A 25,750-nucleotide genomic window follows, 5' to 3' on the forward strand; every position below is an offset into this window, starting at 1 on the left:
CCTTGCGCTCGCCTGCCAAGCCGGCTCAGCGCACCTCGGCGATCTCGACCCCGTCCAGGCCCTGCGCCAGGGTGCGCGCGTCGCCGCCCTGCGCCAGCTTGATGCGCAGACGCACCTCGTTCTGCGAATCGGCGTGGCGCAGCGCATCCTCGTAGCTGATCTCGCCGGCCTGGTACAGCTCGAACAGGCTCTGGTCGAAGGTCTTCATGCCCAGGTTGGTGGACTCCTTCATCACGTCCTTGAGCTTGTGGATCTCGCCCTCGCGGATGTAGTCCTGCACCAGCGGCGTGCCGAGCATGATCTCCATGGCCACGCGGCGGCCCTTGCCGTCCGGGGTCGGGATCAGCTGCTGCGCGACCACGCCGCGCAGGTTCAGCGACAGGTCCATCAGCAGCTGGCTGCGGCGGTCCTCGGGGAAGAAGTTGATGACGCGGTCCATCGCCTGGTTGGCGTTGTTGGCGTGCAGGGTGCACAGCACCAGGTGGCCGGTCTCGGCGAAGGAGATGGCGTGGTCCATGCCCTCGCGGGTGCGCACCTCGCCGATCATGATCACGTCCGGCGCCTGGCGCAGGGTGTTCTTCAGCGCGTTCTCCCAGCTGTCGGTGTCGATGCCGACCTCGCGCTGGGTGATGATGCAGCCCTCGTGCTTGTGCACGAACTCGATCGGGTCCTCGATGGTGATGATGTGCCCGGTGGAGTTCTGGTTGCGGTAACCGATCATCGCCGCCAGCGAGGTCGACTTGCCGGTGCCGGTGGCGCCGACGAAGATGATGATGCCGCGCTTGGTCATCGCCAGGGTCTTGATCACCGGCGGCAGGTTCAGCTCGTCCACGCTGGGAATGCGCGTCTCGATCCGGCGCAGCACCATGCCGACCTGGTTGCGCTGGTAGAAGCAGCTGACGCGGAAGCGCCCCACCCCGGCCACGCCGATGGCGAAGTTGCACTCGTGGGTCTTCTCGAACTCCTCGCGCTGCGCCGGCGTCATCACGTTCAGCACCAGGTCGCGGCTCTGCTGCGGGGTCAACGGCGTCTGCGTGATCGGGGTGATCTTGCCGTGCACCTTGATCGCCGGCGGCATGCCCGAGGTGATGAACAGGTCCGACGCCTTCTGGTGCGCCATCAGTTTCAGGAAGGAGGTGAAGTCGATGGTGCTCATGGCGTGCTCCTTCGGAGCGGGGATTGGGGAGTCGGGATTGGGGATTGGTCAGAGCGGGCATCCTAGGATCGGTGGGATAACTGCTTTCGCGAATCCCCAATCCCGAATCCCCAATCCCCGCTACTCGAACAACCGCTTGTCCTTGGCGTACTCGCGGGCCTGGTTGCGGGTGATCAGGCTGCGCTTGACCAGGTCCTGCAGGTGCTGGTCCAGGGTCTGCATGCCGTTCTGCTGGCCGGTCTGGATCGCCGAGTACATCTGCGCGACCTTGTCCTCGCGGATCAGGTTGCGGATGGCGGGGGTGCCGACCATGATCTCCCAGGCCGCGGTGCGGCCGCCGCCGACCTTCTTCAGCAGCGCCTGCGAGATCACCGCGCGCAGCGATTCGGACAGCATCGAGCGCACCATCGGCTTCTCGCCGGCGGGGAACACGTCGATGATGCGGTCGATGGTCTTGGCCGCCGAGCTGGTGTGCAGGGTGCCGAACACCAGGTGGCCGGTTTCCGCCGCGGTCAGCGCCAGGCGGATGGTTTCCAGGTCGCGCAACTCGCCGACCAGGATGATGTCCGGGTCTTCGCGCAACGCCGAGCGCAGCGCCTCGTTGAAGCCGTGGGTGTCGCGGTGCACCTCGCGCTGGTTGATCAGGCACTTCTGCGAGGTGTGCACGAATTCGATCGGATCCTCGACGGTGAGGATGTGGCCGTATTCGTTCTTGTTGATGTAGTCGATCATGCCGGCGAGCGTGGTCGACTTGCCCGAGCCGGTCGGCCCGGTGACCAGGATCAGGCCCTGCGGCTGGTCGATCAACTGGCGGAAGATCGGCGGGCAGCCGAGGTCTTCCAGGGTCAGCACTTCCGAGGGAATGGTGCGGAACACCGCGCCGGCGCCGCGGTTCTGGTTGAACGCGTTGACGCGGAAGCGCGCCAGGCTGGGAATCTCGAAGGAGAAGTCGACCTCGAGGAATTCCTCGTAGTCGCGGCGCTGCTTGTCCGACATGATGTCGTAGACAAGCGCATGCACCTGCTTGTGGTCCAGCGCCGGAATGTTGATGCGGCGGACGTCGCCATCGACCCGGATCATCGGCGGCAGGCCCGCAGACAGGTGCAGGTCGGACGCCTTGTTCTTGACCGAGAACGCCAATAGTTCAGCGATATCCATACGCTGCTTTTCCCCTTGGGCTGCGACTGGAAGGATGATTCCCCGGCCGGCAGTATAGCGCCCTTCCCTTTGCCGGAACGCCGCCGTGCCCCTCTCTCCGCTGCAACAGATTCGCCTGGACATGGACCGTGCCGCCGACGCCGCAGGGCGCCCGCACGCGCAGTTGCTGGCGGTGTCCAAGACCCAGCCGGCCGAGGCCGTGGCGGCGCTGGCCGCGCAGGGGCAGCGCGCGTTCGGCGAGAACTACGTGCAGGAAGCGGCGGCCAAGATCGCCGCGCTGGCCGCGGCCGGACTGGAATGGCATCTGATCGGCCACCTGCAGTCGAACAAGGCCGAACAGGCGGCGACGCTGTTCGACTGGGTGCAGACCGTGGACCGTCCCAAGCTGGTCGCCGCCCTCGCCAAGGGTCGCGCGGCAGCACCCGAACGCGCGCCGCTGAACGTGCTGATCCAGGTCAACATCGACGACGAGGCCAGCAAGCATGGCTGCCAGCCCGACGCCGTGGACGTGCTGGCCGCGGCCATCGCCGCGCAGCCGGCGCTGACGCTGCGCGGGCTGATGGCCATTCCCGCGCCGTGGCCGGAAGCCGAACGCCGCATCGACGCGTTCGCGCGCATGCACGCCCTGTTCGCGCGGCTGCGCACCGCCCATCCGCAGGTCGACACCTTGTCGATGGGCATGAGCGGCGACTTCGCCGACGCCATCGCCGCCGGCGCCACCATGGTGCGGGTCGGCACCGCCCTGTTCGGGGCGCGCGGCCCGCGCGCTTCCGGCTGAACCGGCTGCTGCCGCGCCGCATTACCGCAGTGCCCGTGACACCGTGATGATTTGTCTACGGCCGCTTCAAAATCGATTCACCAACATCGGAATTCTGTCGTAGGCGATCTCGTTGAAAACCATAGAGTTTCGGGATGAATGAAAGGTTCGCGCCGACAGCGCTTCCTGAACCATGCGACACGGTTGCAAACCGTTAATTCAGTCACGTTTCAGACGCACGCGCTTCGCTTCCATGTCGGCCGACCGCGGGTACTCCGCAGTCCATTGCCGAATGCGCTCGGCTCGAACGAGGTCACAGATGCAAGCATCCACCCGATTGCTGTTCGCCTCCTGCGTCATTGGTCTGCTGCACGTCCCCGCGGCCATGGCCGCGCCGACGGCGACGCCGGCCTGGACCAACGAAGAAGCGATGATGTCGCCCGCGGAAGTCCAGGCACGCACCGCCTGGCGCGAAACCATGGCGCATCAACCGACGCCGGCGGAAGGCTGCTTCCATGCCAACTTCCCCGATACGCAGTGGCAAACGGACGTCTGCAAGACCCTGACCCGCCGCGTGCATCCGATCCCGCACAAGATCTTGTTCGGCGCCACCGAAACCACCGGCAACGGCTACGACTACGCGCTGCGTTCCAGCAGCCTGATCAGCAAGGTCGTGGGCAGCTTCCCGCAGGTGACCGGCGTGACCTCGGAGAAAGGCGTGGGCGTGGCCTCCTTCGGCGGCGGCGGCATCCTCGGCCCGAACGAGTACTCGCTGCAGATCAACTCCAACTACAACGCCACCACCAGCGTCTGCGGCGGCCGCTCCGGCTGCACCGTGTGGCAGCAGTTCGTCTACGCCACCGACTACGAGACCCAGGGCCAGGCGGCGGTGTTCATGCAGTACTGGCTGATCGGCTACGGCAGCAGCTGCCCGAGCGGCTGGATGAGCGGCGGCGGTTCGGACTGCTACCGCAACAGCAATGCGGTCAGCGCGCCGGACGTGCCGGCCACGCAACTGGCCAACCTCAAGCTGACCGGTTCGGCCACCGCCAACGGCAACGACACCATCACCTTCACCAACAACGGCACCGCCTACAGCGTCAGCGCCAGGGACAGCGTGGTCAAGCTGGCCACCGTGTGGAAGGACGCCGAGTTCAACGTGGTCGGCAACGCCGGCGGTTCCAGTGCCAACTTCAACTCCGGCTCGTCGATCACGGTGAAGGTGGCCGCCACCAACGGCTCCACCGCCGCCCCGACCTGCGCAGCCAATGCCGGCAGCACCGGCGAGACCAACAACCTCAACCTGGGCAGTTGCTCGACGGCCGGCGGCAGCACGCCGTCGATCACCTTCACCGAGTCCAACTGAGCCCGCCGCGCCAGACCGCACGCAGCGGCTGGCGCGTTCTCGTCCGACACCATCCGGTTGCGCCGCACCGCAGCACTGCGGCGCGGCGCAGCCGCTACCATGACGCTCCCTCTTCGCGACGGTGTTGCGCCATGGCTTCCGCTTCCCCCGATTCCCACGCCGCCGACATCGCCTTCATCGGCGGCGGCAACATGGCGCGCAGCCTGATCGCCGGCCTGGTCCGGCAGGGCGCCGATCCGCGCCGCATCCGCGTGGCCGAGCCGGGGGCGGCGCTGCGCGAAGCCCTGGTCGCCGAGTACGGCGTCCACGCCGTCGCCTCCGCGGCCGAGGCCGCCGACGGCGCGGCGCTGTGGATGTTCGCGGTCAAGCCGCAGGTGCTGCGCGGGGTCTGCACCGAGCTGGCCACGCTGGCACTGGCGCAGCGGCCGCTGCTGGTGTCCATCGCCGCCGGCATCACCACCGCGCAACTGGACCGCTGGCTCGGCGGTGGCCACGCCCTGGTCCGCGCGATGCCGAACACCCCGGCCCTGCTCGGCGCCGGCGTCACCGGCCTGTTCGCCAGCGCCGGCGTCGACGCCGGGCAGCGCGCCCACGCCGAGCGTGTGCTGGCCGCGGCCGGGGTCACCGTGTGGGTCGAGGACGAAGCGCTGATCGATGCGGTCACCGCCGTCTCCGGCAGCGGACCTGCCTATGTCTTCCTGCTCGCCGAGGCGATGGAAGCGGCCGGCATCGCGCAGGGCCTGCCCGCCGACACCGCGCGTACCCTGACCCTGCAGACCGTGCTCGGCGCGGCGCGCATGCTCACCGAGTCCGGCGAGGCGCCGAGCGAACTGCGCCGCCGGGTGACCTCGCCCAACGGCACCACCCAGGCCGCGATCGAGACCTTCCAGCGCGGCGGCTTCGAGGCGCTGACTGAAGCCGCGATCGCCGCGGCGGCGCAACGCGGCCGTGCCCTGTCCGCCGCCAACGACGACTGAGCGCGGCTGACGCCATGCTGCGCTGCCGCCAGGCGGGCGCGGACGGTACTCGGCATCGGTGCCGCCCCCTCGTACACTGCGGTTGCTGCGCGCCGTCCGCATCCCGCTGGCGACGGCGCACGACGTGTTGTTCGCCACGCCAACCCGGAGAACGCCGATGCGTGTCCTGCCCGTTGCGCTGCTGTGCCTGGCCCTGGCCGCCTGCTCGGACCAGGACACCCCACGCCCGGCGACGCTGCTCGCCGCCACGCCGGCGCAGGCAGATTTCGGCACGCTGCGCGTGCACTACAACGCCTTGCCCACCCTGGCGATGAGCGAAGACGTGGCACGCCGCTACGGCATCGCCCGCGAGGCCGACACCGCGTTGGTGATGATCGCGTTGCGCACCCTGCATGGCGGCGAGGAAGCGCCGGCGGTGGGCACGGTCGAGGCGGTGGCGACCGACCTCAGCGGCCAGCGCCAGCCGGTGGCGCTGCGCGCCGTCCGCACCGACGTCTACACCGACTACGTCGGCACGGTGCGCAGCAGCGCCCACGACCAGCTGCGCTTCGTGGTGCAGGTGCGCAGCGCCGACGGCACCGGCACGGTGCGCTTCACCCGCAATTTCTAGCGCGCGCAGTGTAATGCGCGCCGTCCCACATGCGCCGTCCCATCTGTAGGAGCGGCTTCAGCCGCGACCGGGCGTTACCGGGAAGGCCCGGTCGCGGCTGAAGCCGCTCCTACGGGCACACCGACATAGGGACACCGATCAAGGTGATTACAGGTACGCGTTGTGGGAGGGACTTCAGTCCCGACTGCATGCAGCGTCAGGGGCCCTTTCCTTTTCGCTAGTGCGACTGAGAGCACGATGAAGGAACCTACGTCTTCATCATCTCGAAAAGTTCTGTACCCGCGCCGCGCTCAAGACAATCACTCTGCGCATCACCTGAGCGCGCAAAAGCGGCCATACCGCGACGGCCACCGGCATCGCGTCGGGACTGAAGTCCCTCCCACATCCTCTACGTTCCACATCGCGGCGCTGTCGCGTGCCGTAGGAGCGGCTTCAGCCGCGACCGGGCTTACCGTTAACGACCAGTCGCGGCTGAAGCCGCTCCTACGGACAGATCGACAGACCGATCTATGCAAACGAGCGCGGTGACCACAGGCGCCCGTTGTGGGAGGGACTTCAGTCCCGACTGCATGCAGCGTCAGGCCCCTTTCCTCCTCGCCCGTCGGGACGGAAGCCCACGGTAAAGCGCCACGTCTCCACTCTTCTTCTCGATGAGCTCGGCAACCGCGACGTCCACCGGCATCGCGCCGGGACTGAAAGTCCCTCCCACACCGTCTCGATCCCACATCGCGGCGCCGTCGCTTGCCGTAGGAGCGGCTTCAGCCGCGACCGGGCGTTACCGGTGAGGCATGTCGCGGCTGAAGCCGCTCCTACGGACAAACCGACGTAAGCACGAGCAAGGCAATCACAGAAGTCGCCACGCACAGAGGCGCCGCTCACTCCTCCGCCCAGCGCTGCGGCCCATCGCCGTGCGCGGCCAGGGTGTCGGCCGGATTGCTGAGCCGGCAGCGGCGCAGCGACAGGCAGCCGCAGCCGATGCAGTCGGTGAGCTGGTGGCGCAGGCGGGTCAGCTGCAGGATGCGCGCGTCCAGCTCCTCGCGCCACACCGCCGACATCCGTGCCCACTCGGCGCGGGTCGGGGTGCGCGCGTCGGGCAACTGCGCGAAAGCGGCCCTGACGCTGTCCAGCGGCACGCCGACGCGTTGCGCCACGCGGATCACCGCCAGCCGGCGCAGCACGTCGCGCGTGTAGCGGCGCTGGTTGCCGGCGGTGCGCATGCTGCGGATCAGGCCCTTGCTCTCGTAGAAATGCAGCGCCGACACGGCCACCCCGCTGCGCGCGGCGACCTGACCGACGCTCAGTTCCTCCTGCATCGCTTGACCTCGAGTCCGGTTGAGGTTGCATGCTGCACGGGCTGCACGCGCCCACGCAAGTCGCCGCCGGCAGACGTCCACCCGCTTTCCCAGGTACGCCGATGCAAGACCACGCCACCACCGCCGCCGCTCCATCCGCCCCTGCTGCTAGCGGCTCCGTGCTGGCGCCGGCCTACCGCGCCACCACCATCGGCATGGTCGCGCTGGTCTCGCTGATCGCCTTCGAGGCGCTGGCGGTGGCCGCGGCGATGCCGACCGTGGCCCGCGAACTGGACGGCCTGCGGCTGTACGCGCTGGCCTTCGGCGGCACCCTGGCCACCAGCGTGATCGGCATGACCGTGGCCGGGCGCTGGAGCGACCTGCATGGACCGGCGGCGCCGCTGTGGACCGGCCTGGCCTGCTTCGTCTGCGGCCTGCTGCTGGCCGGTTTCGCGCCCTCGATGGGATTCCTGCTGGCCGGCCGGCTGGTGCAGGGCCTGGGCGCCGGCGCGATCTCGGTGGTGCTGTACGTGCTGGTCGCGCGGCTGTATCCGCAGGCGATCCGCCCGCGCATGTTCGCCGCGTTCTCCGCAGGCTGGGTGGTGCCGTCGCTGATCGGTCCCAGCATCAGCGGGTTGATCGTCGAGCATGTCGGCTGGCGCTGGGTGTTCTTGGCGGTGCCGCTGCTGGCGCTGCCGGCAGCGGCGCTGCTGTGGCCGTCACTGCGGCGCCTGCCGCCCGCCGCAAGCGCGGACGGTGCCAGCGGTACGGCGCGGCTATGGTCGCTGGGCGCCGCGGCCGGCGTCTGCCTGCTGTATCTGGGCGGCCAGCAGCGCGGGCTGTGGGCGGCACTGCTGTTGCCATCGGCGCTGGCGCTGTTGGCGCTGTGCACCTGGCGGCTGCTGCCGGCCGGCACCCTGCGCGCCGCGCGCGGCCTGCCCAGTGTGATCGCGCTGCGCGGCATCGCCGGCTCGGCGTTCTTCGGCTGCGAGGCGTTCCTGCCGCTGCTGCTGTCGCGCGAACGCGGGCTGTCGCCGGTGTGGGCCGGCGTGGCGTTGAGCGCTGGCGCGCTGGGCTGGTTTGCCGGCTCCTGGTACCAGGGCCACTACGGCCGCGACGCGACCCGGCTGCGGCGGCTGCGGCTGGGCTGCACGCTGATGGCGCTGGGCATCGCGACCACCACGCTTGCGCTGCTGCCGGCAGTGCCGGCGGCGCTGGCGATCGGCGGCTGGACCGCGACCGGCCTGGGCATGGGCCTGATCTACCCGACCCTGGCGGTGCTGACCCTGACCCTGTCGCCGCCGGCGCGGCAGGGCCGCAACAGTTCGGCGCTGCAGTTGAGCGAGGCGATCGCGGTGGCGACCACGCTGGCGGTCGGCGGCTCGCTGTTCGCCGCGCTGCTGGCGTACTCGGCCGCCGCGGCCTACCTGTCGACCTTCGCCGTCGCCGCGCTGATGGCCTTGCTCGGCCTGGCCATCGCCGGCCGCACCCAGCCGGAGCGTGGCTAGGCCGTGTCCTCCATCCCCGCGCACATCGCGCCATGGTGACGCACACGCGCGGCAGAGACGCGCGAGGCGACGATCCTCTGTCCGCGTCCGAACGCTGACGCGGCCATGGATGCGGGGATCGCGGCGCTTCCGGTGGGCCCTGTCCGGTGTGCCGCCGACGCCGCGCGGCGTGCGCCGACCGCCAGCCAGGCCCTGCGCCACGCAACGCTGCCGACGCACCGGCCAGACCACGCGGCGTGCCCGGGGATCGAGAAAAGCCCTACCTCGCGCCCACGCCCCTGGCCCAGGCCTGGATGATGTCGGCGATGGCGCGCACGCCGTCGGTGAGCGCGGCCGGCCCCGGCTGCAGGATCAGTGGCGACTTGATCTCGAACAATTGCCCGTCGCGCACCGCCGGCATCGCCGCCCAGCCCGGCCGCGCGGCGACGCGCTCGGGACGGAAGCGCTTGCCGCACCAGGAGCCGAGGATGATGTCCGGCGCGCGCCGCACCACCTCGTCGCCGTTGGCCAGGATCCGCGCCTTGGCCAGCGGCTGCACCGACAGTTCCGGGAACACGTCGTCGCCGCCGGCGATGCCCACCAGTTCGGCCACCCAGCGGATGCCGGTGATGATCGGCTCGTCCCATTCCTCCAGGTACACCCGCGGCCGCCGCGGCAAGGTGGCGGCCTGCGAGGCGATGGCGTCGAGCCCGCGCTGCAGTTCGTCGGCATAGGCCACGGCGCGCGGCCCGGCACCGACCAGCGCGCCGAGCCGGCGGATGTAGTCGAGGATGCCGTCGACGCTGCGATGGTTGGCGATCCACACCTCCACGCCATGCCGCACCAGTTCGGCGGCGATGTCGGCCTGGATGTCGGAGAAGCCGATGGCCAGGTCCGGCTGCAGCTTGAGGATCTCGCCGATCTTGGCGCTGGTGAAGGCGCTGACCTTGGGCTTGTCGCGGCGCGCCTGCGGCGGACGCACGGTGAAGCCGCTGATGCCGACGATGCGCTGTTGTTCGCCGAGCGCGTACAGCGTCTCGGTCGGCTCCTCGGTCAGGCAGACGATGCGCTGCGGGCCCACGCTCAGTGCGCCTCGCTCGAGCACGCGCGCACCGCGGCGGCGGTGCTGCGGCAGGCCAGGCCGGCGCCGCTCACGGGAACAGCATCCGCTTGCTCCAGTGGCCGGCGGCATCGGCTTCGTAGCGCCAGCGCTCGTGCAGGCGGTACTTGGCGCCGTACCAGAACTCGAAGCTGCGCGGCACCACGCGGAACCCGCCCCAGCCATCCGGACGCGGCACCTCGCGGCCCTCGAAGGTGGCCTCGGCCTTGGCCACGCGCTCCTCGAACTCCTCGCGCGATGCCAAGGTGCGCGACTGCGCCGAGGCCCAGGCGCCGATCTGGCTCATGCGCGGGCGCGAGGCGAAATAGGCGTCGGCCTCGGCCGCGGCGACCAGTTGCACCTCGCCATCGATGCGCACCTGCACCCCGTCCTCGCGCATGCGCCGCCACAGGAACAGCAGCGAGGCCTGCGGATTGGCCTGCAACTCGCGGCCCTTCTGGCTGTCCAGGTGGGTGTAGAACACGAAGCCCCGCGCGTCGTAGGCCTTCAGCAGCACCACCCGCGACGACGGCCGCGCCTCCAGCGTGGCCGAGGACACGACCATGGCGTTGTATTCGGCCTCGTCGCTGGTGCGCGCCTCGGCGAACAGGTCGGCGAACGTGGACAGGGCTTCGGCGTAGAGATCGGGCATGGCGACAGGCACTCGGCGGACGATCCCCCATTGTCGCGCCATGCACCGCGCGACGCACGCCTCGCCGCGCAAGGTCCCGCGCGCGGCGCCTGCGCGGCGCGCGAGGCGGCGCCGGTCTCTGCTAGCATCGGCGGATGAATCCCGCCCCCAACCTGGTGCTGGTCGGCCCGATGGGTGCCGGCAAGAGCGTCATCGGCCGCCGCCTGGCCGAGCGCTTCGGCCTGGTCTTCGTCGACAGCGACCAGACCATCGTCGAGCGCACCGGCGCCAGCATCGCCTCGCTGTTCGAACACGCCGGCGAGGCCGGCTTCCGCGAGCACGAGCGCGCGGTGCTGGAAAGCATCCTGAGCACGCCCGGCCACCTGATCTCCACCGGCGGTGGCGCCGTGCTCAATGCCGACAGCCGCCGCGAGATGCGCGAACACGGCTTCGTGGTGTACCTGCGGGTCGGCGTGGCAGCGCAACTGCAGCGCCTGCACCGCGACCGCAGCCGCCCGCTGCTGCAGCGCGGCGACCGCGAGCAGGTGCTGCGCGACCTGCACGCGGTACGCGAACCGCTGTACCGCGAGGTCGCCGACCTGATCCTGGACACCGACCACTTCACCCCGGCCGAGGCCACCGCGCAGCTGGTCGTGCGCCTGGCCGCGTCGTGGAAACTTCCGGAACCCACTGCATGACCGCAGCATCGCGCACGGTCCAGGTCGCTGGCGACCCGGCCTACACCATCCACATCGGCCCCGGCCTGCTCGACGACGGCGCCGCCCTCGCCGCGCACGTGCGCGGCCGCCACGTCCTGCTGCTCAGCGACAGCCAGGTGGCGCCGCTGTATGCCGCGCAGGTCCGCAGCGCGCTGCTGGCGGCACGCCCGGAGCTGCAGATCGGCGACTTCGTGATCCCCGCCGGCGAGGCCTCCAAGACCCTGGACCACTTCGCCGCGGCGATCGCCGCGCTGGCCGCCCTGGGCGCCACCCGCGACGCCTGCGTGCTGGCGCTGGGCGGCGGCGTGGTCGGCGACCTGGCCGGCTTCGCCGCTGCCTGCTGGATGCGCGGCGTGGACTGCGTGCAACTGCCGACCACGCTGCTGGCGATGGTCGATTCCTCGGTCGGCGGCAAGACCGCGGTGGACATCCCACAGGGCAAGAACCTGGTCGGCGCGTTCCATCCGCCGCGCGCGGTGCTGGCCGATACCGCCACGCTGCGCAGCCTGCCGCCGCGCGAACTGCGCGCCGGGCTGGCCGAGGTGATCAAGTACGGCGCCATCCGCGACCCGCTGTTCTTCGAATGGCTGCATGCCGAACGCCGCGCGCTGCTGGCCGGCGAGCCGGCCGCGCTGGCGCAGGCGATCGCGCGCAGCTGCGAACACAAGGCAGAGATCGTCGCCCGCGATCCGCTGGAGAAGGGCGAGCGCGCCCTGCTCAACCTCGGCCACACCTTCGGCCACGCCATCGAGACCGAACAGGGCTACGGCGCCCCGGACAACGCCAACCTCAACCACGGCGAAGCGGTGGCGGTGGGCATGGTGCTGGCCGCCGCGCTGTCGGCGCGGCTGGGCATGGCCAGCGCGCAGGACACGGAGAAACTGCGTGCGCTGCTGCACGACTTCGGCCTGCCGACCGCGCTGCCGGCCGGGCTGGCGCCGGAGGCGCTGCTGGCGCGCATGCGCCTGGACAAGAAGAACCTGGCCGGACGCCTGCGGCTGGTGCTGTGGCGCGGCATCGGCCACGCCGAGATCGTCCCCGACGTGGACGAGGCCGAGGTGCTGGCGGTGCTGGCCGCCGGCTGAGCCGGCGCAGCGCTTAGGCGACAGTCGCCCCCACGCGCGCCGGTGGTGCTGGCGCGCCTGCATACGCCCCACCCGCACTCAGCGTGCCTGCCGCCACGCGCGCGGGCTCTGCCCCACCTGCGCCTTGAACACGCGCGACACCGCGGCCTCGCTGCCGTAGCCCACTTCGTCGGCAAGCTGCTTCAGCGGCCGTCCTTCGCGCAGGCCGCGCTGCACCAGGGCGATGCGCCAGTCCTGCAGGTACTGGCCCGGCGTACAGCCGAGGGTCTCGCGGAAGCTGCGCGCGAACGCGCTGCGCGACATGCCGGCACGCGCGGCCAGGCTCTCCAGCGTCCACGGCTGCGCCGGGGCGTCGTGGATGCCGGTCAGCGCCAGCCGCAGCCGCGCATCGGCCATGCCGGCGAGCATGCCGCTGTCGGCGAGTCCCTGCTCCATCAGTTCGCGGATCACGTGCACCAGCACCACTTCGAACAGCCGGTTCAACACCGCCTGGCGCCCGCAATGCTGCGCGAACGCTTCTTCGAACAGGAGGTGCAGCAGCGCCTCGCCCTGCCGCAGCGCATCCAGCGGCAGGCAGATGCAGGCCGGCAAGGCGCGCACCAGCGGATTGGCCGCACCGCCACCGAAGCGCAGGTGCGCGCAAGCGAAATCCGCGCCGCGTTGCGCATCGGTCTCGAAATGGTGCGGCATGGCCTGCGGGTACAGCAGCAGGCTGGGCCGGTCGATTCGCAGCACGCTGCCATCGCCGTTGTGGACGACGACGCTGCCCTGGCGCAACAGGTGCAGCTGGCCGCGGTCGCCGTCGTCGAGCCGGTGCAGGCCGCACAACGTGCCGGCGTGGAAGACCTCGGCGCTGACCGAGAAGTGGGTCAACAAGGCGGCTAGGCGATCGGTCACTCAGGACTCCAGGTAAAGTTTTTTGGACGATTCTCCACCTATCGTATCGCCTTGGCGCGCAAAGTCACCCCTGTCGCCGGCACCCCGCCCGGCATGCCACAGGAAACCGCCATGAAGACCCTGCTTCCCTTGCTCGCCACCTCGGTACTGGCCGGTGCGATCGGCACCGCCGCCGCCGCAACGCCGGCCGACCAGCCCGCGCCGTTGCGCCCGGTCGCGCAGTTCCTTGATGCGCTCAACGGCAGCGGCGGCAAGCCGATCGAGCAGCTCACGCCGGCACAGGCGCGGCAGGTGCTGCGCGATGCCCAGTCCAATACGCCGCTGCCGCCGGCCGAGGTCAGCCGCACCACCATCCAGGCCGACGGCAAGCCGCTGAACCTGGTGATCGTGCGGCCGCCGCACACGGAAGGCCAGGTGTTGCCGGCCTTCATGTTCTTCCACGGCGGCGGCTGGGTGCTGGGCGACTTCCCGACCCACGAACGCCTGATCCGCGACCTGGTCAACGCATCGGGCGCGGTGGCGGTCTACGTGGACTACACGCCGTCGCCGGAAGCGCAGTATCCGGTCGCCATCCACCAGGCCTATGCCGCCACCCGCTGGGTCGCCGAGCACGGCGCGCAGATCGGCGTGGACGGCAAGCGCCTGGCGCTGGCCGGCAACAGCGTCGGCGGCAACATGGTCGCGGCCGTGGCGCTGCAGGCCAAGGCCGCCGGCACACCGGCGCTACGCTACGACCTGATGCTGTGGCCGGTGACCGACGCCCGCTTCGACGATGGGTCGTACCAGCAATTCCAGAGCGGCTATTTCCTCACCCGCAACATGATGACCTGGTTCTGGGACAACTACACCACCGACCCCAAGGCCCGCGCCGAGATCACCGCCTCGCCACTGCGCGCCACCCCGGCGCAGCTCGCCGGCCTGCCGCCGACGCTGATCCAGACCGCCGAGCTGGACGTGTTGCGCGACGAGGGCGAAGCCTTCGGCCGCAAGCTGGACCAGGCCGGGGTGACGGTCACGGTGACCCGCTACAACGGCTTGATTCACGATTTCGGCCTGCTCAATGCCCTGCGCGACGTGCCCGCAGTGCGGACCGCGATCCAGCAGGCCGGCGACGGACTGCGCGAACACCTGAAGTAAGCGCACAACGGGGCCGCACGCCATGCAGCGCGTTCCGGCTGCAGCGTGCCGCCCACCCGCGCCGAACGCACTCAGGGCTGGGCAGCCTCCAGCGACGCGTCCCCGCCCAGGGTGCGGTAGAGCGTCACCCGATTGGTGGCCGCGGTCAGTTCCACCGCGACCAGGCTGCGCTGCGCCGCGTAATAGCTGCGCTGCGCATCCAGGTTGGACAGCGCGCTCTCCACGCCGACGCGGTAGCGCTGGGCGCTGGCATCGTAGGTATTGGCGGCATCGGCGAGCAAAGCGTGTTGCGCGCGCAATTGCGCATCGATGGTGCCGCGCCGGGCCAGCGCATCGGCCACTTCGCCGAAGGCGGTCTGCACGGTCTTCTCGTAACCGGCCACGGCGGCATCGCGCTGCGCCTCGGTGTAGCGCACGTTGGCGCGCGCCGCACCGCCATCGAACAGGGTGTAGGCGGCGCCCGCACCCACCGAGCCGTTGAACGCGTCGTGGGTGAACAGGTCCGACAGCGCGGTGCTGGTCAGCCCGAGCAGGCCGCTCAGGCTGATGCGCGGAAACAACGCGGCGCGGGCGGCGCCGATCTCGGCATTGACCGCGCGCAGTTCGTATTCGGCCTGCACCACGTCGGGCCGGCGCAGCAGGATGCTCGTGTCCAGGCTGGCAGGCGGATCGCCGATGTGTGCAGCGGCCTCCTCGATCGAGGCCGGCAGCAGCGCCGGATCGACCGGAGCGCCCACCAGCAACTGCAAGGCATTGACGTCCTGCGCCACTGCCGTGGTCTGTGCGGCCAGGTCGGACTGCGCGGCATGCAGCACCTGGTTGGCCTGGTCCAGCGCCGAGTGCGGCACGATGCCGCCGTCCACCCGCTGCGCGGTCAGCGCCGCGCTGGCGCCAGCGCTGCGTTCGGTGTCCTGCGCGAGCGTCAGCAGGCTGCGATCGCTGGCATAGGTCAGCCAGGCCGTGGCGATGTCGCCGACCAGGGTCAGGCGCGTGGCGCGTGCCGCCGCCTCCTGTTCCAGGTAGCGCTGCTGCGCGGCCGCGGTCAGCGCGTGCAGCCGGCCGAACAGGTCGACTTCGAAGGCGGTGACGCCCAGGCCTAGGTCGTAATTGCTGGCATAGCCCGCCGCCGGCGCGGCCGCTGCGTTGCCGCCCTGCGTCGCGTCGTTGGCCGGCGCCGCGCCCTTGCCGCGATAGGAGCGCGCATAGGTCGCGCTGGTCCCCACCTCCGGCAGCAGGGCCGCGCGCTGGATCCGGTACTGCGCCCGCGCCTGGGCGATATCGGCGAGCGCGATCCGCAGATCGCGGTTGTTGTCCAGCGCCTGGGCGATCAGCGCCTGCAGCCGCGGGTCGCCGAACACCTGCCGGTAGCCCAGCGACGGCAGCGTGGCCTCGTGTTGCGCCAGGTAGGCGTCGCCCACCGGCCACGACGGCGGGATCGGTGCAGTGGGCCGCACATAGGCCGGCGTCAGGCTGCACGCCGACAGCAGGCACGCGGCACCGAGTGCGAGCGCGCGCATCAGGCCGGCTCCGGCAGCGTCGGTGCCGACGGCGGCGCGGTGCCGTCGCGATGTGCGCGACGGCGTGCCAGCCACTCGGCCATCGCGATGTGGAAGGCCGGGGTCAGGTACAGGGTCAGCGCCTGCGAGAACAGCAGGCCGCCGACCACGGCGATGCCGAGCGGGCGGCGTGCTTCGGCGCCGGCGCCGACGCCCAGCGCGATCGGCAGCGAGCCCAGTACCGCCGCCAGGGTGGTCATCATGATCGGGCGGAAGCGCACGGTCGCCGCTTCCAGCATCGCCGCGCGCGGCTGCTGCCAGCGCGCATCGCCCGAGCGCTCCAGGTCCAGCGCGTAATCCACCATCATGATGCCGTTCTTCTTGACCAGCCCGACCAGCAGGATCAGGCCGACGAAGCTGAAGAGATTGAGCTCCTGGCGGAACAGCACCAGCATGAAGATGGCGCCGAATCCGGCCAGCGGCAGCGAGGTCAGGATGGTGATCGGATGCAGCGCGTTCTCGTACAGGATCGCCAGCACGCCGTAGATCAGCAGCACGGTGATCAGCAGCAGCATCGGCAGGGTCTTCATCGAATTCTCGAAGGCCTGCGCCGAACCGGCGAACTGGCCGCTGATGGCGCGCGCGTCGCCCTTGCCCAGGGTCTGCGCCATCAGGTTGCCGATGCCGGCGGCGGCATCGCCCAGCGACACGCCGGGCGCCAGGTTCATCGACAGCGTCACCGCCGGCAGACCGGCGTAATGGTTGATCGCCACCGGCCCCACGCCCATGCGCACGTCGGCCACCGCGCGCAGCGGCACCATCGGGCCGCCGGCCGCGGTCAGCACCGCGCTGGTGCCGGAACTGCTGTTGGAGGTCTGCGTGCCGATCGCGGTGATGCCCGGGTTCTGGTTGCCGTTGAACGACAGCGCATCCAGGCCGTTGAGGTCGGCCTGCGCCGCCGGGTCCACCTGCAGCAGCACTTCGTACTGATCGGTGTCGCCGTAGATGGTGCTGATCTTGCGCCCGCCGTAGGCGCTGGCCAGGGTGTCCTGCAGGCCGGCGGCGGTGACGCCCAGCGCGGCGGCCTGTTCGCGGTGCAGCACCACCTCGATCTCCGGGTTCTTGAGCTGCAGGTCGCTCTGCGGATCCTGCACGTCGCGCAGTTGCCGCAGGCGTTGCAGGATGCTGTCGGACTGGGCGTACAGCGCCTTCTGGTCGGTGGACTGCAGCACGTACTGCAGCGATCCGTTCGAGGCCGTCGGCCCCATGTCGATCGCCGGCGGATTGCGCATGTTGAGGGTGATGCCCTGGATCGCGGCGACCTGCTTGCGCACGTCCTGGATCACCTCCTCCGCGCTGCCGCTGCGCTCGGACAGCGGCTTAAGCCCGATCAGCAGGCGCCCGCTGTTGCTGAGCGAATTGTCCGAGCCGATCACCGACTCCACGTTGGCCACGTTGGGATTGCGCTGGATGATCTTCACCACCGCCGCCTGCTTGGCCACGAAGTCGGCGAAGGCGGTACCCTCGGGAACGCGGGTATCGCCGTCGATCTTTCCCGAGTCGACCTGCGGGATGAAGCCCTTCTCGACCACCGCGTAGACGCCGGCGGTGCCGACCAGGGTGGCCAGGCCGATGACACACATCAGGCCGATGCGCTCGGTCGCCCAGGCCAGCGAGCGGGCGTAGCCGCGTTCGCTGGCGTCGACCAGCCGGTCGAAGCGCTCGAACACCCAGCCCGTGCTCTTCTTCGGGTCGAGCCAGCGGCTGGCGAGCATCGGTGTCAGCGTCAGCGAGACGATGCCGGACAGGATCACCGCGATCGCGATCACCATGCCGAACTCGGAGAACAGCCGCCCGACCAGCCCGCCCATGAACACAATCGGCAGGAACACCGCCGACAGCGACACCGTCATCGACAGCACGGTGAAGCCGATCTCGCGCGAGGCGGCGATGGCCGCGTCCATGCGGCTGGCGCCCTGCTCGGCGTGGCGGACAATGTTTTCGATGACCACGATGGCATCGTCGACCACGAAGCCGACCGACAGGGTGAGCGCCAGCATCGAGATGTTGTCCAGGCTGAAGTGCAGCAGGCGCATCACCGCGAAGGTGCCGATCAGCGAGGTCGGCAGCACCAGCCCCACGATCAGGGTCGCCATCCAGCTGCGCAGGAACAGCAGGATCACCACGATCACCAGCACCAGCGAGCCGACCAGGGTCCACTCCACGTCTTCCACCGACGCGCCGATGTAGTCGCCGCGGTCGTAGAGCACGTCGAGCTGGGCGTCGCCGGGCAACTGCGCGCGAATTCCCGGCAACGCCGCCTGGATGCCCTGGGTCACCGACAGCGTGTTGGCGCCGGGCTGGCGATGGATGTTGATCTCGATCGCGCGCTGGCCGTTGAGCGAGGCGGCGGTCTGCAGGTTCTCGACGCTGTCCTCGGCATGACCGACGTCGCGCAAACGCACCGGCGCGCCGTCGGCATAGGTCAGCACCATGGCATCGAAATCGGCCGCGCGCTTGAGCTGGCCGTCGGCGCGCACGGTGTAGGACCGCGCGCGCCCCATCAGCGTGCCGGCCGGGGCGTTGCTGTTGCCCGCCTGCACCGCCGAGACCACCTGGTCGAAGCCCAGGTGGCGGGCGGCGAGCAGGTGCGGGTTGACGAACAGGCGTACCGCGTACTTCTGCGCGCCGTTGACATCGATCTGGCCGGCGCCCGGCACCGAGGCCAGGCGCAACGCCACGCGGTCCTTGGCGAACTGGTTGAGCAGCGGCAGCGCGATGGTCTTGGAGCGCAGGATCAGGTGCATGATCGGCGCGGCGCTGGGATCCTCCTTCTGGATCTGCGCCGGATTGATCTCGCGCGGCAGCAGGCCGGCCGCCTGCGAGACCGCGTTCTGTACGTCCTGCGCGGCCGCATCGACATTGCGGCTCAGCGCGAACTGCAACACGATGCGGGTGCTGCCGACGCTGCTGGTCGAGCTCATCGTGTCCAGCCCCGGCAGGCCGCTGAACTGGCGCTCCAGCGGCGTCGCCACCGCTGCGGCCATGGTCTCGGGATTGGCACCGGGCAGCGACATGTTGACGGTGATGGTCGGGAAGCTGACGTCGGGCAGCTCGCTCACCGGCAGCGCGAAGTAGGCCATGCCGCCGGCCAGCACCAGGCCGATCATCAGCACCGAGGTCATCACCGCGCGGCGGATGAACAGCGCCGACAGGTTCACGCATGCCGTCCGGTCGCCGCCGCGGTCGGCGTGGCGTGCGGGTTGCCGGATTGCACCGCGGTGCCGTCGCGCAGTTCGTTGGGCACGGTGAGGATGACGCGATCACCCGCGCGCAGGCCCTTGGCGATCACCGCCTGCCCGTCGACCATCCGCGCCACGGTCAGCGGCCGCGACACGGCATGGCCATCGACCACGCAGTACACGTACGGCCCCTGCTGTCCCTGCTGCAAGGCGCTCTCGGGCACCGACAGCGCCTGCGGGTCCTCCGCCAGGATCACCCGCACGGTGACGAACTGCCCCGGCCACAGCGTGGCGCCGGCGTTGGCGAAGCGTGCGCGCAGCTCCAGCGTGCCGCTGCTCGTGTCGAAGGCGTTGTCGAGAAACGCCACCTCGCCGCGATCGAGCAGCGTGCCGTTCACCGCATCCAGCGCAAGTACCGGCAGCCCCAGGCCCTGGTGCCCCAGCGGCGCGGCGCGCACGGCGTCGACCTGCACATGCGCCAGCGCGAAACGCACTTCGATCGGGGTGCTGACGTTGAGCGTCACCAGCGCGGTGCTGGACCCGCTGGACACCAGGTTGCCCGGCTTGACCGCGATGGCACCGGCGCGGCCGTCGATCGGTGCACGCACCTGGGTGTAGGCCAGCGACAGTTGGGTCTGCTCGACCTGCGCCTGGTCGGCGGCGACGGTGCCGCGCAGCGAGCGCAACGTGTCGGCCGCGGTGGTGTAGGTCTTGGGATCGACCGCGCCGGTCCTGGACAGCTTGGCGTAGCGCGCCTCGGTGTCGGCCGCATCCGCCGCCAGCGCCTGGTCGCGGGCCAGGGTGGCGCGCGCCTGCGTCAACGCCGCCCGCAGCGGCCGCGGATCGATGGTGAACAGCAGTTGCCCGGCGTGCACCTGCTCGCCGTCATGGATCAGCACCGACTGCAGCACCCCGTCGGCCTGCGCGCGTACTTCCACGGTCTGCGGCGACAGCAGCGTGCCGGAGGTCTCGATGATGTCCGGGACCCGGTGCGGCGCGACGGTCATGGTCTGCACGCGCAAGGGCTCGGGCGCCGGCGCGGGCTGCTGGCGGTGTGCGCGCCAAACCCAGCCGCCGAGGATGAGCACGCACAGCACCGCCAATCCGGCGAAGACAGTGACCCGACCCAGGCCGCACGCCCTGCGTGGCGTTTGATAAGCGCTCGCGCGACGACGTGGCGCGCGCAACGACATGACATCGTCGGAAATGGCAGCAGGCCGCGCGAGATCCCGTCCCGCGCTAACCTCGGGGTGCTGCCCAGGGAACCGCCCATCGCTCTGGCTTCGCATACCGGCCGCGTCCGCACTCGTGGTGAATGGCGATGCCGTGACACCAGGATCTCTGTGCGCACGCAGCGGCATAGCCTGTTCCAATGACGCCAGATCGCCAGTGATGGCTCCGTGATAGAACGCACATCAGAACGCGCAGTGTGCGTCGCCCTGTACACACGTCATCGACAGCGGCACGTCCCGGGCACCATCGCGGCGCTCGCCGGTCAGGAGCGGATCCCGGCGCTCACGGACTGCCGTCGCGCTCCACCACCAGCACCCGCGCCGGGCCCCGCGGGTGCGCCACGTGCTCGGTGCCTTCCGGCGCATGGAACACGTCGCCGGCCTGCAGCAGCGCCGCCTGCTCGATGCCGTGCACGCGCCAGCGCATCTGCACCTGTCCGTCCAGCACCACGAACACCTCCTGCCCGTCGTTGACGTGCCAGACGTAGGGCTGGTCGGTCCAGTGGATGCGCACGCCGATGCCATCCAGCAGCGCCACCGGCAGCGCCTCCCAGGGGCGGCTGCCGGTGAAGTCGCGTGCGCGCAGCACCCGCGGCGCGGCGCTCATGCCAGGCCGCGCGCGCGGCGGTTGGACTGCAACACATTGTCGCGCGGCAGCGGCAGCCCCGCCTGCACCGCCGCGATCCACTGCGCGGTGTCGGCGACCGCGGCGAAGTTGCTGTGGAACACCACGCCGAACACCCGATGGATCTCCTCGGCACTGGCCTGGCCGGCGGCGTTGGCGTACGGGAGCGCGCCGCTGGCGTCGCCCAGCACTTCCACCGCCAGCCCGCGGTGGAAGGCCTCGTACACGGTGGAGGCGTTGCAGTTGTGGGTCATGTAGCCGACCACGGTGAGGGTGTCGATCGCCTGCGCCTGCAGCCAGGCGGCCAGGTCGGTGTCGGCGAACACACTGGGCCGGGTCTTGCGCAGCAGCCGCGTGTGCGGCCGCGCGGCGACCTGCGGGTGCAACGCCCAGCCAGCGCTGCCGTCGGCGAACACCGGTGACTGCGCCGGCGCGGTGTGCTGCACCACCAGCACCGGCAGGCCGTGCGCCTGTGCCGCATCCATCGCCTGCAGGATGTGGGGCAGCGACTGCGCCACCGGCGGATGCGCGATCGGCAGCCCACCATCGAAGTATTCGTTCTGGACATCGATGACCAGCAGGGCGCGGCGGGGAGAAGGCATGCGGTGGCTCCAGGGCGAAGAGGCGGCCAGTGTCGGCGGCCGGAGGCGCGGCGACGAGTGGCCCGAAACACCGTTTTCGCTAAAATCGGGCCATGTCATCGCATCGCATCGCCGTGGTCGCCTTCGACCGCATCAGCCCCTTCCATCTCGCGGTGCCCTGCCAAGTGTTCGAGGCGCGGCCGGACACCGACCTGCCGGCCTTCGACCTGCGCGTGTGCGCCGCCGAGCCGGGGCTGCTGCGCACCGATGCCGGCTTCGCCATCCAGGTGCAGCACGGCCTGGAGGCGCTGGACGGTGCCGACACGGTGATCGTGCCGTCCTGGCGCGACGCCGCCGAGCCGGCCCCGGCGGCCCTGTGCCAGGCGCTGCGCCGCGCCCACGCCGCCGGCGCACAGGTGGTGGGCCTGTGCCTGGGCACCTTCGTGCTGGCCGACGCCGGTCTGCTCGACGGCCGCCCCGCCACCACCCACTGGGCGGCGCTGGAGCGCTTCGCGCAGCGCCACCCGCAAGTGCGGTTGCAGCCGGACGTGCTGTACGTGGACGACGGCGACGTGCTGACCTCGGCCGGCACCGTGGCCGGCATCGATTGCTGCCTGCACCTGGTGCGCCGCCACCACGGCGCCGAGGTCGCCAACCGCATCGCTCGGCGGCTGGTGGTGGCGCCGCACCGCCAGGGCGGGCAGGCGCAGTACGTCGAACAGCCGCTGCCGGCCAGCCGCCGCGACGCCCTGCTCGGCCCGACCCTGGACTGGATGCTGCAGCGGCTGGAGCAGCCGCTGCGCCTGGACGCGCTGGCCGCGCACGCGCGGATGAGCCGGCGCAGCTTCACCCGCCAGTTCCGCCAGGTGACCGGGACCACCGTGGTGCAGTGGTTGGCGCACCAGCGCCTGGTCCGCGCCCAGCAGCTGCTGGAGAGCACCGACCTGGCGCTGGAGCGGATCGCCGCCAGCTGCGGCTTCGGCAGCGCCGGCGCGCTGCGCCAGCAGTTCGCCCGCGCCCTGGGCGTGCCGCCCTCGGTCTACCGCCGCGGCTTTCGCGCCGGCTGAAGCCGGCCCGCTGCGTTCCGCCAGTCGCGCCACGTCGCCCGCGCCGGCACCCGCTACAATCGGCGCATGCGCGTCTTCCTCCAGCAACGCCCCGACGGCAACGAGCCGCCACGCTACCTGCAGTTGACCCTGCAGCCGGACCTGTTCGGCGGCTGGGAGCTGTTGCGCGAAAGCGGCCAGATCGGCGGCCGCGCGCAACTGCGGCGCGAGCTGTACCTGCAGCAGGACGATGCCCACGCCGCCTTCGAGAAAGCCCGCGACGCCCAGCTCAAGCGCGGCTTCCAGGTCATGTTCACCCGTGGCGCCGACGCGCCGCGCTAAGGAATCCCCCATGCTCAAGAACGACCGCCTGCTGCGCGCGCTGCGCCGCGAGCCCGTGGACCAGACCCCCGTGTGGCTGATGCGCCAGGCCGGGCGCTACCTGCCGGAGTACCGCGCCACGCGCGCCCGCGCCGGCAGCTTCCTGGCCATGGCCAAGACCCCGGAGCTGGCCTGCGAAGTGACCCTGCAGCCGCTGGCGCGGTTCCCGCTGGACGCGGCGATCCTGTTCTCCGACATCCTCACCATTCCCGATGCGATGGGCCTGGAGCTGTACTTCGTCGAAGGCGAAGGCCCCAAGTTCCGCCACCCGGTGCGCGACGCCGCGGCGATCGCCCGGCTCGGCGTGCCGGACATGGAGACCGAGCTGCGCTACGTGATGGACGCGGTGCGGGTGATCCGCCGCGAACTGGACGGCAGCGTGCCGCTGATCGGCTTCTCCGGCAGCCCCTGGACCCTGGCCTGCTACATGGTCGAGGGCGGCGGCAGCGACAACTACGCGCGGATCAAGGCGCTGGCGCTGAACGACCCGGCGGCGCTGCACCAGCTGCTGTCGGTCAACACCGACGCGGTGATCGCCTACCTGGCGGCGCAGCGCGCGGCCGGCGCGCAGGCGCTGCAGGTGTTCGACACCTGGGGCGGTGTGCTGAGCCCGGCGATGTACCGCGAGTTCTCCCTGCCCTACCTGCAGCGCATCGCCCGCGAACTGGCGCGCGGCGACGGCGCCGAGCGCACCCCGCTGATCCTGTTCGGCAAGGGCAATGCGCCCTACCTGGAGGAGCTGGCCGGCTCCGGCGCCGAAGGCGTGGGCGTGGACTGGACCATCGACCTGGCCGACGCCGCGCGCCGCACCGGCGGCCGCGTCGCCCTGCAGGGCAACCTGGACCCGGCGATGCTGTACGGCGCGCCGGAGGCGATCGACCGCGAAGTGCAGCGCGTGCTGCGCAGCTATGCCGACGGCAATGGCGGCTCGCTGGATGGACACGTGTTCAACCTCGGCCACGGGCTGTCGCCGGACATGCAGCCGGAGCACGTCGGCGCGCTGGTGGAGGCGGTGCAGCGGCATAGTCGGCGCGCTTAAGAGCCGGGATTGGGGATTCGGGAGTCGGGATGCACCGCCGACGCTCGGCGTGCGCTCGATCTCCTGCGTAGGAGCGGCTTCAGCCGCGACAGGGCGTCGCGCGAAGCCTGTCGCGGCTGAAGCCCCTCCTACGCGAGCGTCTGCAAGGCGCCGTCCACCCCTGCGTCGACCGCGCTGATCGCTGAGCGCGCGCTGCATCGCAAGCGCGCAACGCGCGCAACTGCACGACACGGCGACGCGATCTGCGCGATCCTATCGCCCCCTCGCGTCGCCCTGCGTGCCGATGTCCGCGCCCTCCTCCGATCCGATCGCCGTTCCCGACGCGCGCAGTTTCCGTCCGCTGCTGTGGCTGGTGTCGCTGGCCATCTTCATGCAGATGCTCGATGCGACCATCGTCAACACCGCCCTGCCGGCGATGGCGCGCAGCCTCGGCGAGAGCCCGCTGCAGATGCAGTCGGTGGTGTTCAGCTACGCGCTGGCGGTGGCGATGTTCATTCCCGCGTCCGGCTGGATCGCCGACCGCTACGGCACCCGCCGCACCTTCCTGGCCGCGATCGTGCTGTTCACCCTCGGCTCGCTGCTGTGCGCGGCGGCGCCGCGGCTGCCGTATCTGGTGGCCGCGCGGGTGCTGCAGGGCATCGGCGGCGCGATGCTGCTGCCGGTGGGCCGGCTGGCGGTGATGCGCTCGGTGTCGCGCGCGCAGTTCCTCAGCGCGATGAGCTTCATCGCCATCCCCGCGCTGATCGGGCCGCTGGTCGGGCCGACCCTGGGCGGCTGGCTGGTGCAGGTGGCGTCCTGGCACTGGGTGTTCCTGATCAACCTGCCGATCGGCGCGATCGGCTTCGCCGCCGCGCTCAGGATCATGCCGGACTTCTACGGCGAGCAACGCACCCGCTTCGACCTGGTCGGCTACGCGATGCTGGCCTTCGGCATGGTCGCGCTGTCGCTGGCGCTGGACGGCATCTCCGAGCTGGGCCTGCGCCACGCCTTCGTGATGCTGCTGGCGATCGCCGGGCTGGCGGCGCTGATCGGCTACTGGCTGCACGCGGCCAACGCGGCGGCGCCGCTGTTCCCGCTGCACCTGTTCAAGGTTATCAGCTTCCGCATCGGCATCCTCGGCAATCTGTTCTCGCGCGTGGGCAGCGGCAGCATGCCGTTCCTGATCCCGCTGCTGCTGCAGGTGGGCCTGGGCATGAGCCCGATGAACGCCGGGCTGATGATGATCCCGGTGGCGCTGGCCGGCATGGCCTCCAAGCGCGCGGCGGTGAAGCTGGTGGAGCGCTTCGGCTACCGCCGCGTGCTGATGACCAACACCGTGCTGGTCGGCACCGCGATGGCCAGCTTCCTGCTGTTCGATGCCGGCCAGCCGCTGGGCTGGCGGCTGCTGCAGCTGGCGCTGTTCGGCGCGGTCAACTCGCTGCAGTTCACCGTCATGAATACCGTGACCCTGCGCGACCTGGACCGCGACCAGGCCAGCGCGGGCAACAGCCTGCTGTCGATGGTGATGATGCTGGCCACCGGCTTCGGCGCCGCGGCGGCCGGCAGCCTGCTGGCGGCATTCAACACCCACCTCGGCGATACCCATGGCGCCACCGCGGCGCTGCACGCGACCTTCGTCTGCGTCGGCGCCATCACCCTGACCTCGACGCTGATCTTCTGGCAGCTGCCGGATACCCGACCGCATCCGAAGCAGGTGGAGGAGGTGGCCGAGTAGCCGGGATTAGGGAGTTGGGATTG

Annotated in this window: 23 protein-coding genes; 12 read left to right on the top strand and 11 right to left on the bottom strand. The window is 70.6% G+C overall.

Features of this window, described 5'->3' with window-relative positions:
• Positions 1-25 precede the first annotated feature (25 nt).
• Positions 26-1,156: a PilT/PilU family type 4a pilus ATPase gene (locus PIQ37_RS03140; RefSeq protein ID WP_010344137.1), complete on the bottom strand. Its 1,131-nt coding sequence runs from the start codon at positions 1,154-1,156 to the stop codon at positions 26-28.
• Between the two features lie 120 nt (positions 1,157-1,276).
• A complete protein-coding gene (locus PIQ37_RS03145) occupies positions 1,277-2,314 on the bottom strand; it encodes a type IV pilus twitching motility protein PilT (protein WP_010344138.1) in 1,038 nt (345 codons plus the stop codon).
• A 121-nt stretch (positions 2,315-2,435) separates the two neighbouring features.
• On the opposite strand from PIQ37_RS03145, the gene PIQ37_RS03150 reads away from it, so the two are divergent.
• The 4 genes from PIQ37_RS03150 to PIQ37_RS03165 all read left to right on the top strand — a co-directional run bounded on the left by PIQ37_RS03150 (position 2,436) and on the right by PIQ37_RS03165 (position 6,024).
• On the top strand, positions 2,436-3,092 hold the full coding sequence (locus tag PIQ37_RS03150; RefSeq protein ID WP_407136458.1) for a YggS family pyridoxal phosphate-dependent enzyme: 657 nt from the start codon (positions 2,436-2,438) through the stop codon (positions 3,090-3,092).
• Between the two features lie 316 nt (positions 3,093-3,408).
• Positions 3,409-4,437 carry a hypothetical protein gene (locus tag PIQ37_RS03155; RefSeq protein ID WP_017913913.1) on the top strand — a complete coding sequence of 343 codons (1,029 nt, stop codon included), beginning with the start codon at positions 3,409-3,411 and terminating at the stop codon, positions 4,435-4,437.
• A gap of 131 nt (positions 4,438-4,568) precedes the next feature.
• Positions 4,569-5,414: a pyrroline-5-carboxylate reductase gene (proC, locus tag PIQ37_RS03160; protein WP_342072309.1), complete on the top strand. Its 846-nt coding sequence runs from the start codon at positions 4,569-4,571 to the stop codon at positions 5,412-5,414.
• 157 nt (positions 5,415-5,571) lie between these two features.
• Entirely contained in the window at positions 5,572-6,024 is a 453-nt protein-coding gene (locus tag PIQ37_RS03165) for a DUF4426 domain-containing protein (protein ID WP_342072310.1), read from the top strand.
• 875 nt (positions 6,025-6,899) lie between these two features.
• Here the strand turns inward: PIQ37_RS03165 and soxR are convergent.
• Entirely contained in the window at positions 6,900-7,337 is a 438-nt protein-coding gene (soxR, locus tag PIQ37_RS03170) for a redox-sensitive transcriptional activator SoxR (protein ID WP_267085740.1), read from the bottom strand.
• A gap of 101 nt (positions 7,338-7,438) precedes the next feature.
• Here soxR and PIQ37_RS03175 point away from each other — a divergent pair, with 101 nt between their 5' ends.
• Entirely contained in the window at positions 7,439-8,824 is a 1,386-nt protein-coding gene (locus tag PIQ37_RS03175; protein WP_342072311.1) for an MFS transporter, read from the top strand.
• Positions 8,825-9,083: 259 nt separating this feature from the next.
• Here PIQ37_RS03175 and PIQ37_RS03180 read toward each other — a convergent pair whose 3' ends face one another.
• Positions 9,084-9,884: a cobalamin-binding protein gene (locus tag PIQ37_RS03180; protein ID WP_342072423.1), complete on the bottom strand. Its 801-nt coding sequence runs from the start codon at positions 9,882-9,884 to the stop codon at positions 9,084-9,086.
• A gap of 70 nt (positions 9,885-9,954) precedes the next feature.
• The gene (pdxH, locus tag PIQ37_RS03185) at positions 9,955-10,554 is read right to left on the bottom strand and encodes a pyridoxamine 5'-phosphate oxidase (RefSeq protein WP_017910874.1); all 600 of its coding nucleotides are present in this window, start codon (positions 10,552-10,554) and stop codon (positions 9,955-9,957) included.
• Positions 10,555-10,688: 134 nt separating this feature from the next.
• Between pdxH and PIQ37_RS03190 the strand changes: the two genes are divergently transcribed.
• Entirely contained in the window at positions 10,689-11,231 is a 543-nt protein-coding gene (locus PIQ37_RS03190; protein WP_017910873.1) for a shikimate kinase, read from the top strand.
• Entirely contained in the window at positions 11,228-12,337 is a 1,110-nt protein-coding gene (aroB, locus tag PIQ37_RS03195; protein WP_342072312.1) for a 3-dehydroquinate synthase, read from the top strand. The genes PIQ37_RS03190 and aroB overlap by 4 nt, the downstream gene beginning before the upstream one ends.
• 78 nt (positions 12,338-12,415) lie before the next feature.
• On the opposite strand, the gene PIQ37_RS03200 is transcribed toward aroB, so the two are convergent.
• Positions 12,416-13,234, bottom strand: coding sequence for an AraC family transcriptional regulator (locus PIQ37_RS03200; RefSeq protein WP_342072313.1), 819 nt, complete (start codon positions 13,232-13,234; stop codon positions 12,416-12,418).
• A gap of 111 nt (positions 13,235-13,345) precedes the next feature.
• Between PIQ37_RS03200 and PIQ37_RS03205 the strand changes: the two genes are divergently transcribed.
• Complete coding sequence (locus tag PIQ37_RS03205) at positions 13,346-14,371, top strand: alpha/beta hydrolase (protein ID WP_342072314.1); 1,026 nt, start codon at positions 13,346-13,348, stop codon at positions 14,369-14,371.
• A gap of 71 nt (positions 14,372-14,442) precedes the next feature.
• On the opposite strand, the gene PIQ37_RS03210 is transcribed toward PIQ37_RS03205, so the two are convergent.
• The 5 genes from PIQ37_RS03210 to PIQ37_RS03230 form a co-directional block, all read right to left on the bottom strand.
• Complete coding sequence (locus tag PIQ37_RS03210; protein WP_342072315.1) at positions 14,443-15,888, bottom strand: efflux transporter outer membrane subunit; 1,446 nt, start codon at positions 15,886-15,888, stop codon at positions 14,443-14,445.
• Positions 15,888-19,088 carry an efflux RND transporter permease subunit gene (locus PIQ37_RS03215; RefSeq protein ID WP_342072316.1) on the bottom strand — a complete coding sequence of 1,067 codons (3,201 nt, stop codon included), beginning with the start codon at positions 19,086-19,088 and terminating at the stop codon, positions 15,888-15,890. Before PIQ37_RS03215 ends, PIQ37_RS03210 begins: the two co-directional genes overlap by 1 nt.
• Positions 19,085-20,116, bottom strand: coding sequence for an efflux RND transporter periplasmic adaptor subunit (locus PIQ37_RS03220; RefSeq protein ID WP_342072424.1), 1,032 nt, complete (start codon positions 20,114-20,116; stop codon positions 19,085-19,087). The genes PIQ37_RS03215 and PIQ37_RS03220 overlap by 4 nt, the downstream gene beginning before the upstream one ends.
• A gap of 508 nt (positions 20,117-20,624) precedes the next feature.
• On the bottom strand, positions 20,625-20,948 hold the full coding sequence (locus PIQ37_RS03225; protein WP_342072317.1) for a cupin domain-containing protein: 324 nt from the start codon (positions 20,946-20,948) through the stop codon (positions 20,625-20,627).
• Complete coding sequence (locus PIQ37_RS03230) at positions 20,945-21,568, bottom strand: cysteine hydrolase family protein (RefSeq protein WP_342072318.1); 624 nt, start codon at positions 21,566-21,568, stop codon at positions 20,945-20,947. Before PIQ37_RS03230 ends, PIQ37_RS03225 begins: the two co-directional genes overlap by 4 nt.
• Before the next feature lie 92 nt (positions 21,569-21,660).
• On the opposite strand from PIQ37_RS03230, the gene PIQ37_RS03235 reads away from it, so the two are divergent.
• The 4 genes from PIQ37_RS03235 (at position 21,661) to mdtD (ending at position 25,727) form a co-directional block, all read left to right on the top strand.
• On the top strand, positions 21,661-22,614 hold the full coding sequence (locus tag PIQ37_RS03235; RefSeq protein ID WP_342072319.1) for a GlxA family transcriptional regulator: 954 nt from the start codon (positions 21,661-21,663) through the stop codon (positions 22,612-22,614).
• 66 nt (positions 22,615-22,680) lie between these two features.
• On the top strand, positions 22,681-22,935 hold the full coding sequence (locus PIQ37_RS03240) for a WGR domain-containing protein (RefSeq protein ID WP_254460865.1): 255 nt from the start codon (positions 22,681-22,683) through the stop codon (positions 22,933-22,935).
• Between the two features lie 10 nt (positions 22,936-22,945).
• Entirely contained in the window at positions 22,946-24,013 is a 1,068-nt protein-coding gene (gene hemE / locus PIQ37_RS03245) for a uroporphyrinogen decarboxylase (RefSeq protein WP_267098238.1), read from the top strand.
• Positions 24,014-24,296: 283 nt separating this feature from the next.
• Positions 24,297-25,727 (top strand): multidrug transporter subunit MdtD, encoded by a 1,431-nt coding sequence (gene mdtD / locus PIQ37_RS03250; RefSeq protein WP_342072320.1) that lies wholly within the window; start codon positions 24,297-24,299, stop codon positions 25,725-25,727.
• The last annotated feature ends 23 nt before the right edge of the window (positions 25,728-25,750 follow it).

Source organism: Xanthomonas protegens (genome assembly GCF_038442435.1).
In the GTDB taxonomy this organism is placed as follows: domain Bacteria; phylum Pseudomonadota; class Gammaproteobacteria; order Xanthomonadales; family Xanthomonadaceae; genus Xanthomonas_A; species Xanthomonas_A sontii.

Excerpts from the sequence above, each read along its gene's own strand:
- PIQ37_RS03140 (WP_010344137.1), bottom strand. The coding sequence starts at position 1,156 with ATGAGCACCATCGACTTCACCTCCTTCCTGAAACTGATGGCGCACCAG.
- PIQ37_RS03145 (WP_010344138.1), bottom strand. The coding sequence starts at position 2,314 with ATGGATATCGCTGAACTATTGGCGTTCTCGGTCAAGAACAAGGCGTCC.
- PIQ37_RS03150 (WP_407136458.1), top strand. The coding sequence starts at position 2,436 with ATGGACCGTGCCGCCGACGCCGCAGGGCGCCCGCACGCGCAGTTGCTG.
- proC (WP_342072309.1), top strand. The coding sequence starts at position 4,569 with ATGGCTTCCGCTTCCCCCGATTCCCACGCCGCCGACATCGCCTTCATC.
- PIQ37_RS03165 (WP_342072310.1), top strand. The coding sequence starts at position 5,572 with ATGCGTGTCCTGCCCGTTGCGCTGCTGTGCCTGGCCCTGGCCGCCTGC.
- soxR (WP_267085740.1), bottom strand. The coding sequence starts at position 7,337 with ATGCAGGAGGAACTGAGCGTCGGTCAGGTCGCCGCGCGCAGCGGGGTG.
- PIQ37_RS03175 (WP_342072311.1), top strand. The coding sequence starts at position 7,439 with ATGCAAGACCACGCCACCACCGCCGCCGCTCCATCCGCCCCTGCTGCT.
- pdxH (WP_017910874.1), bottom strand. The coding sequence starts at position 10,554 with ATGCCCGATCTCTACGCCGAAGCCCTGTCCACGTTCGCCGACCTGTTC.
- PIQ37_RS03190 (WP_017910873.1), top strand. The coding sequence starts at position 10,689 with ATGAATCCCGCCCCCAACCTGGTGCTGGTCGGCCCGATGGGTGCCGGC.
- aroB (WP_342072312.1), top strand. The coding sequence starts at position 11,228 with ATGACCGCAGCATCGCGCACGGTCCAGGTCGCTGGCGACCCGGCCTAC.
- PIQ37_RS03205 (WP_342072314.1), top strand. The coding sequence starts at position 13,346 with ATGAAGACCCTGCTTCCCTTGCTCGCCACCTCGGTACTGGCCGGTGCG.
- PIQ37_RS03210 (WP_342072315.1), bottom strand. The coding sequence starts at position 15,888 with ATGCGCGCGCTCGCACTCGGTGCCGCGTGCCTGCTGTCGGCGTGCAGC.
- PIQ37_RS03220 (WP_342072424.1), bottom strand. The coding sequence starts at position 20,116 with ATGACCGTCGCGCCGCACCGGGTCCCGGACATCATCGAGACCTCCGGC.
- PIQ37_RS03225 (WP_342072317.1), bottom strand. The coding sequence starts at position 20,948 with ATGAGCGCCGCGCCGCGGGTGCTGCGCGCACGCGACTTCACCGGCAGC.
- PIQ37_RS03230 (WP_342072318.1), bottom strand. The coding sequence starts at position 21,568 with ATGCCTTCTCCCCGCCGCGCCCTGCTGGTCATCGATGTCCAGAACGAA.
- PIQ37_RS03235 (WP_342072319.1), top strand. The coding sequence starts at position 21,661 with ATGTCATCGCATCGCATCGCCGTGGTCGCCTTCGACCGCATCAGCCCC.
- PIQ37_RS03240 (WP_254460865.1), top strand. The coding sequence starts at position 22,681 with ATGCGCGTCTTCCTCCAGCAACGCCCCGACGGCAACGAGCCGCCACGC.
- hemE (WP_267098238.1), top strand. The coding sequence starts at position 22,946 with ATGCTCAAGAACGACCGCCTGCTGCGCGCGCTGCGCCGCGAGCCCGTG.
- mdtD (WP_342072320.1), top strand. The coding sequence starts at position 24,297 with ATGTCCGCGCCCTCCTCCGATCCGATCGCCGTTCCCGACGCGCGCAGT.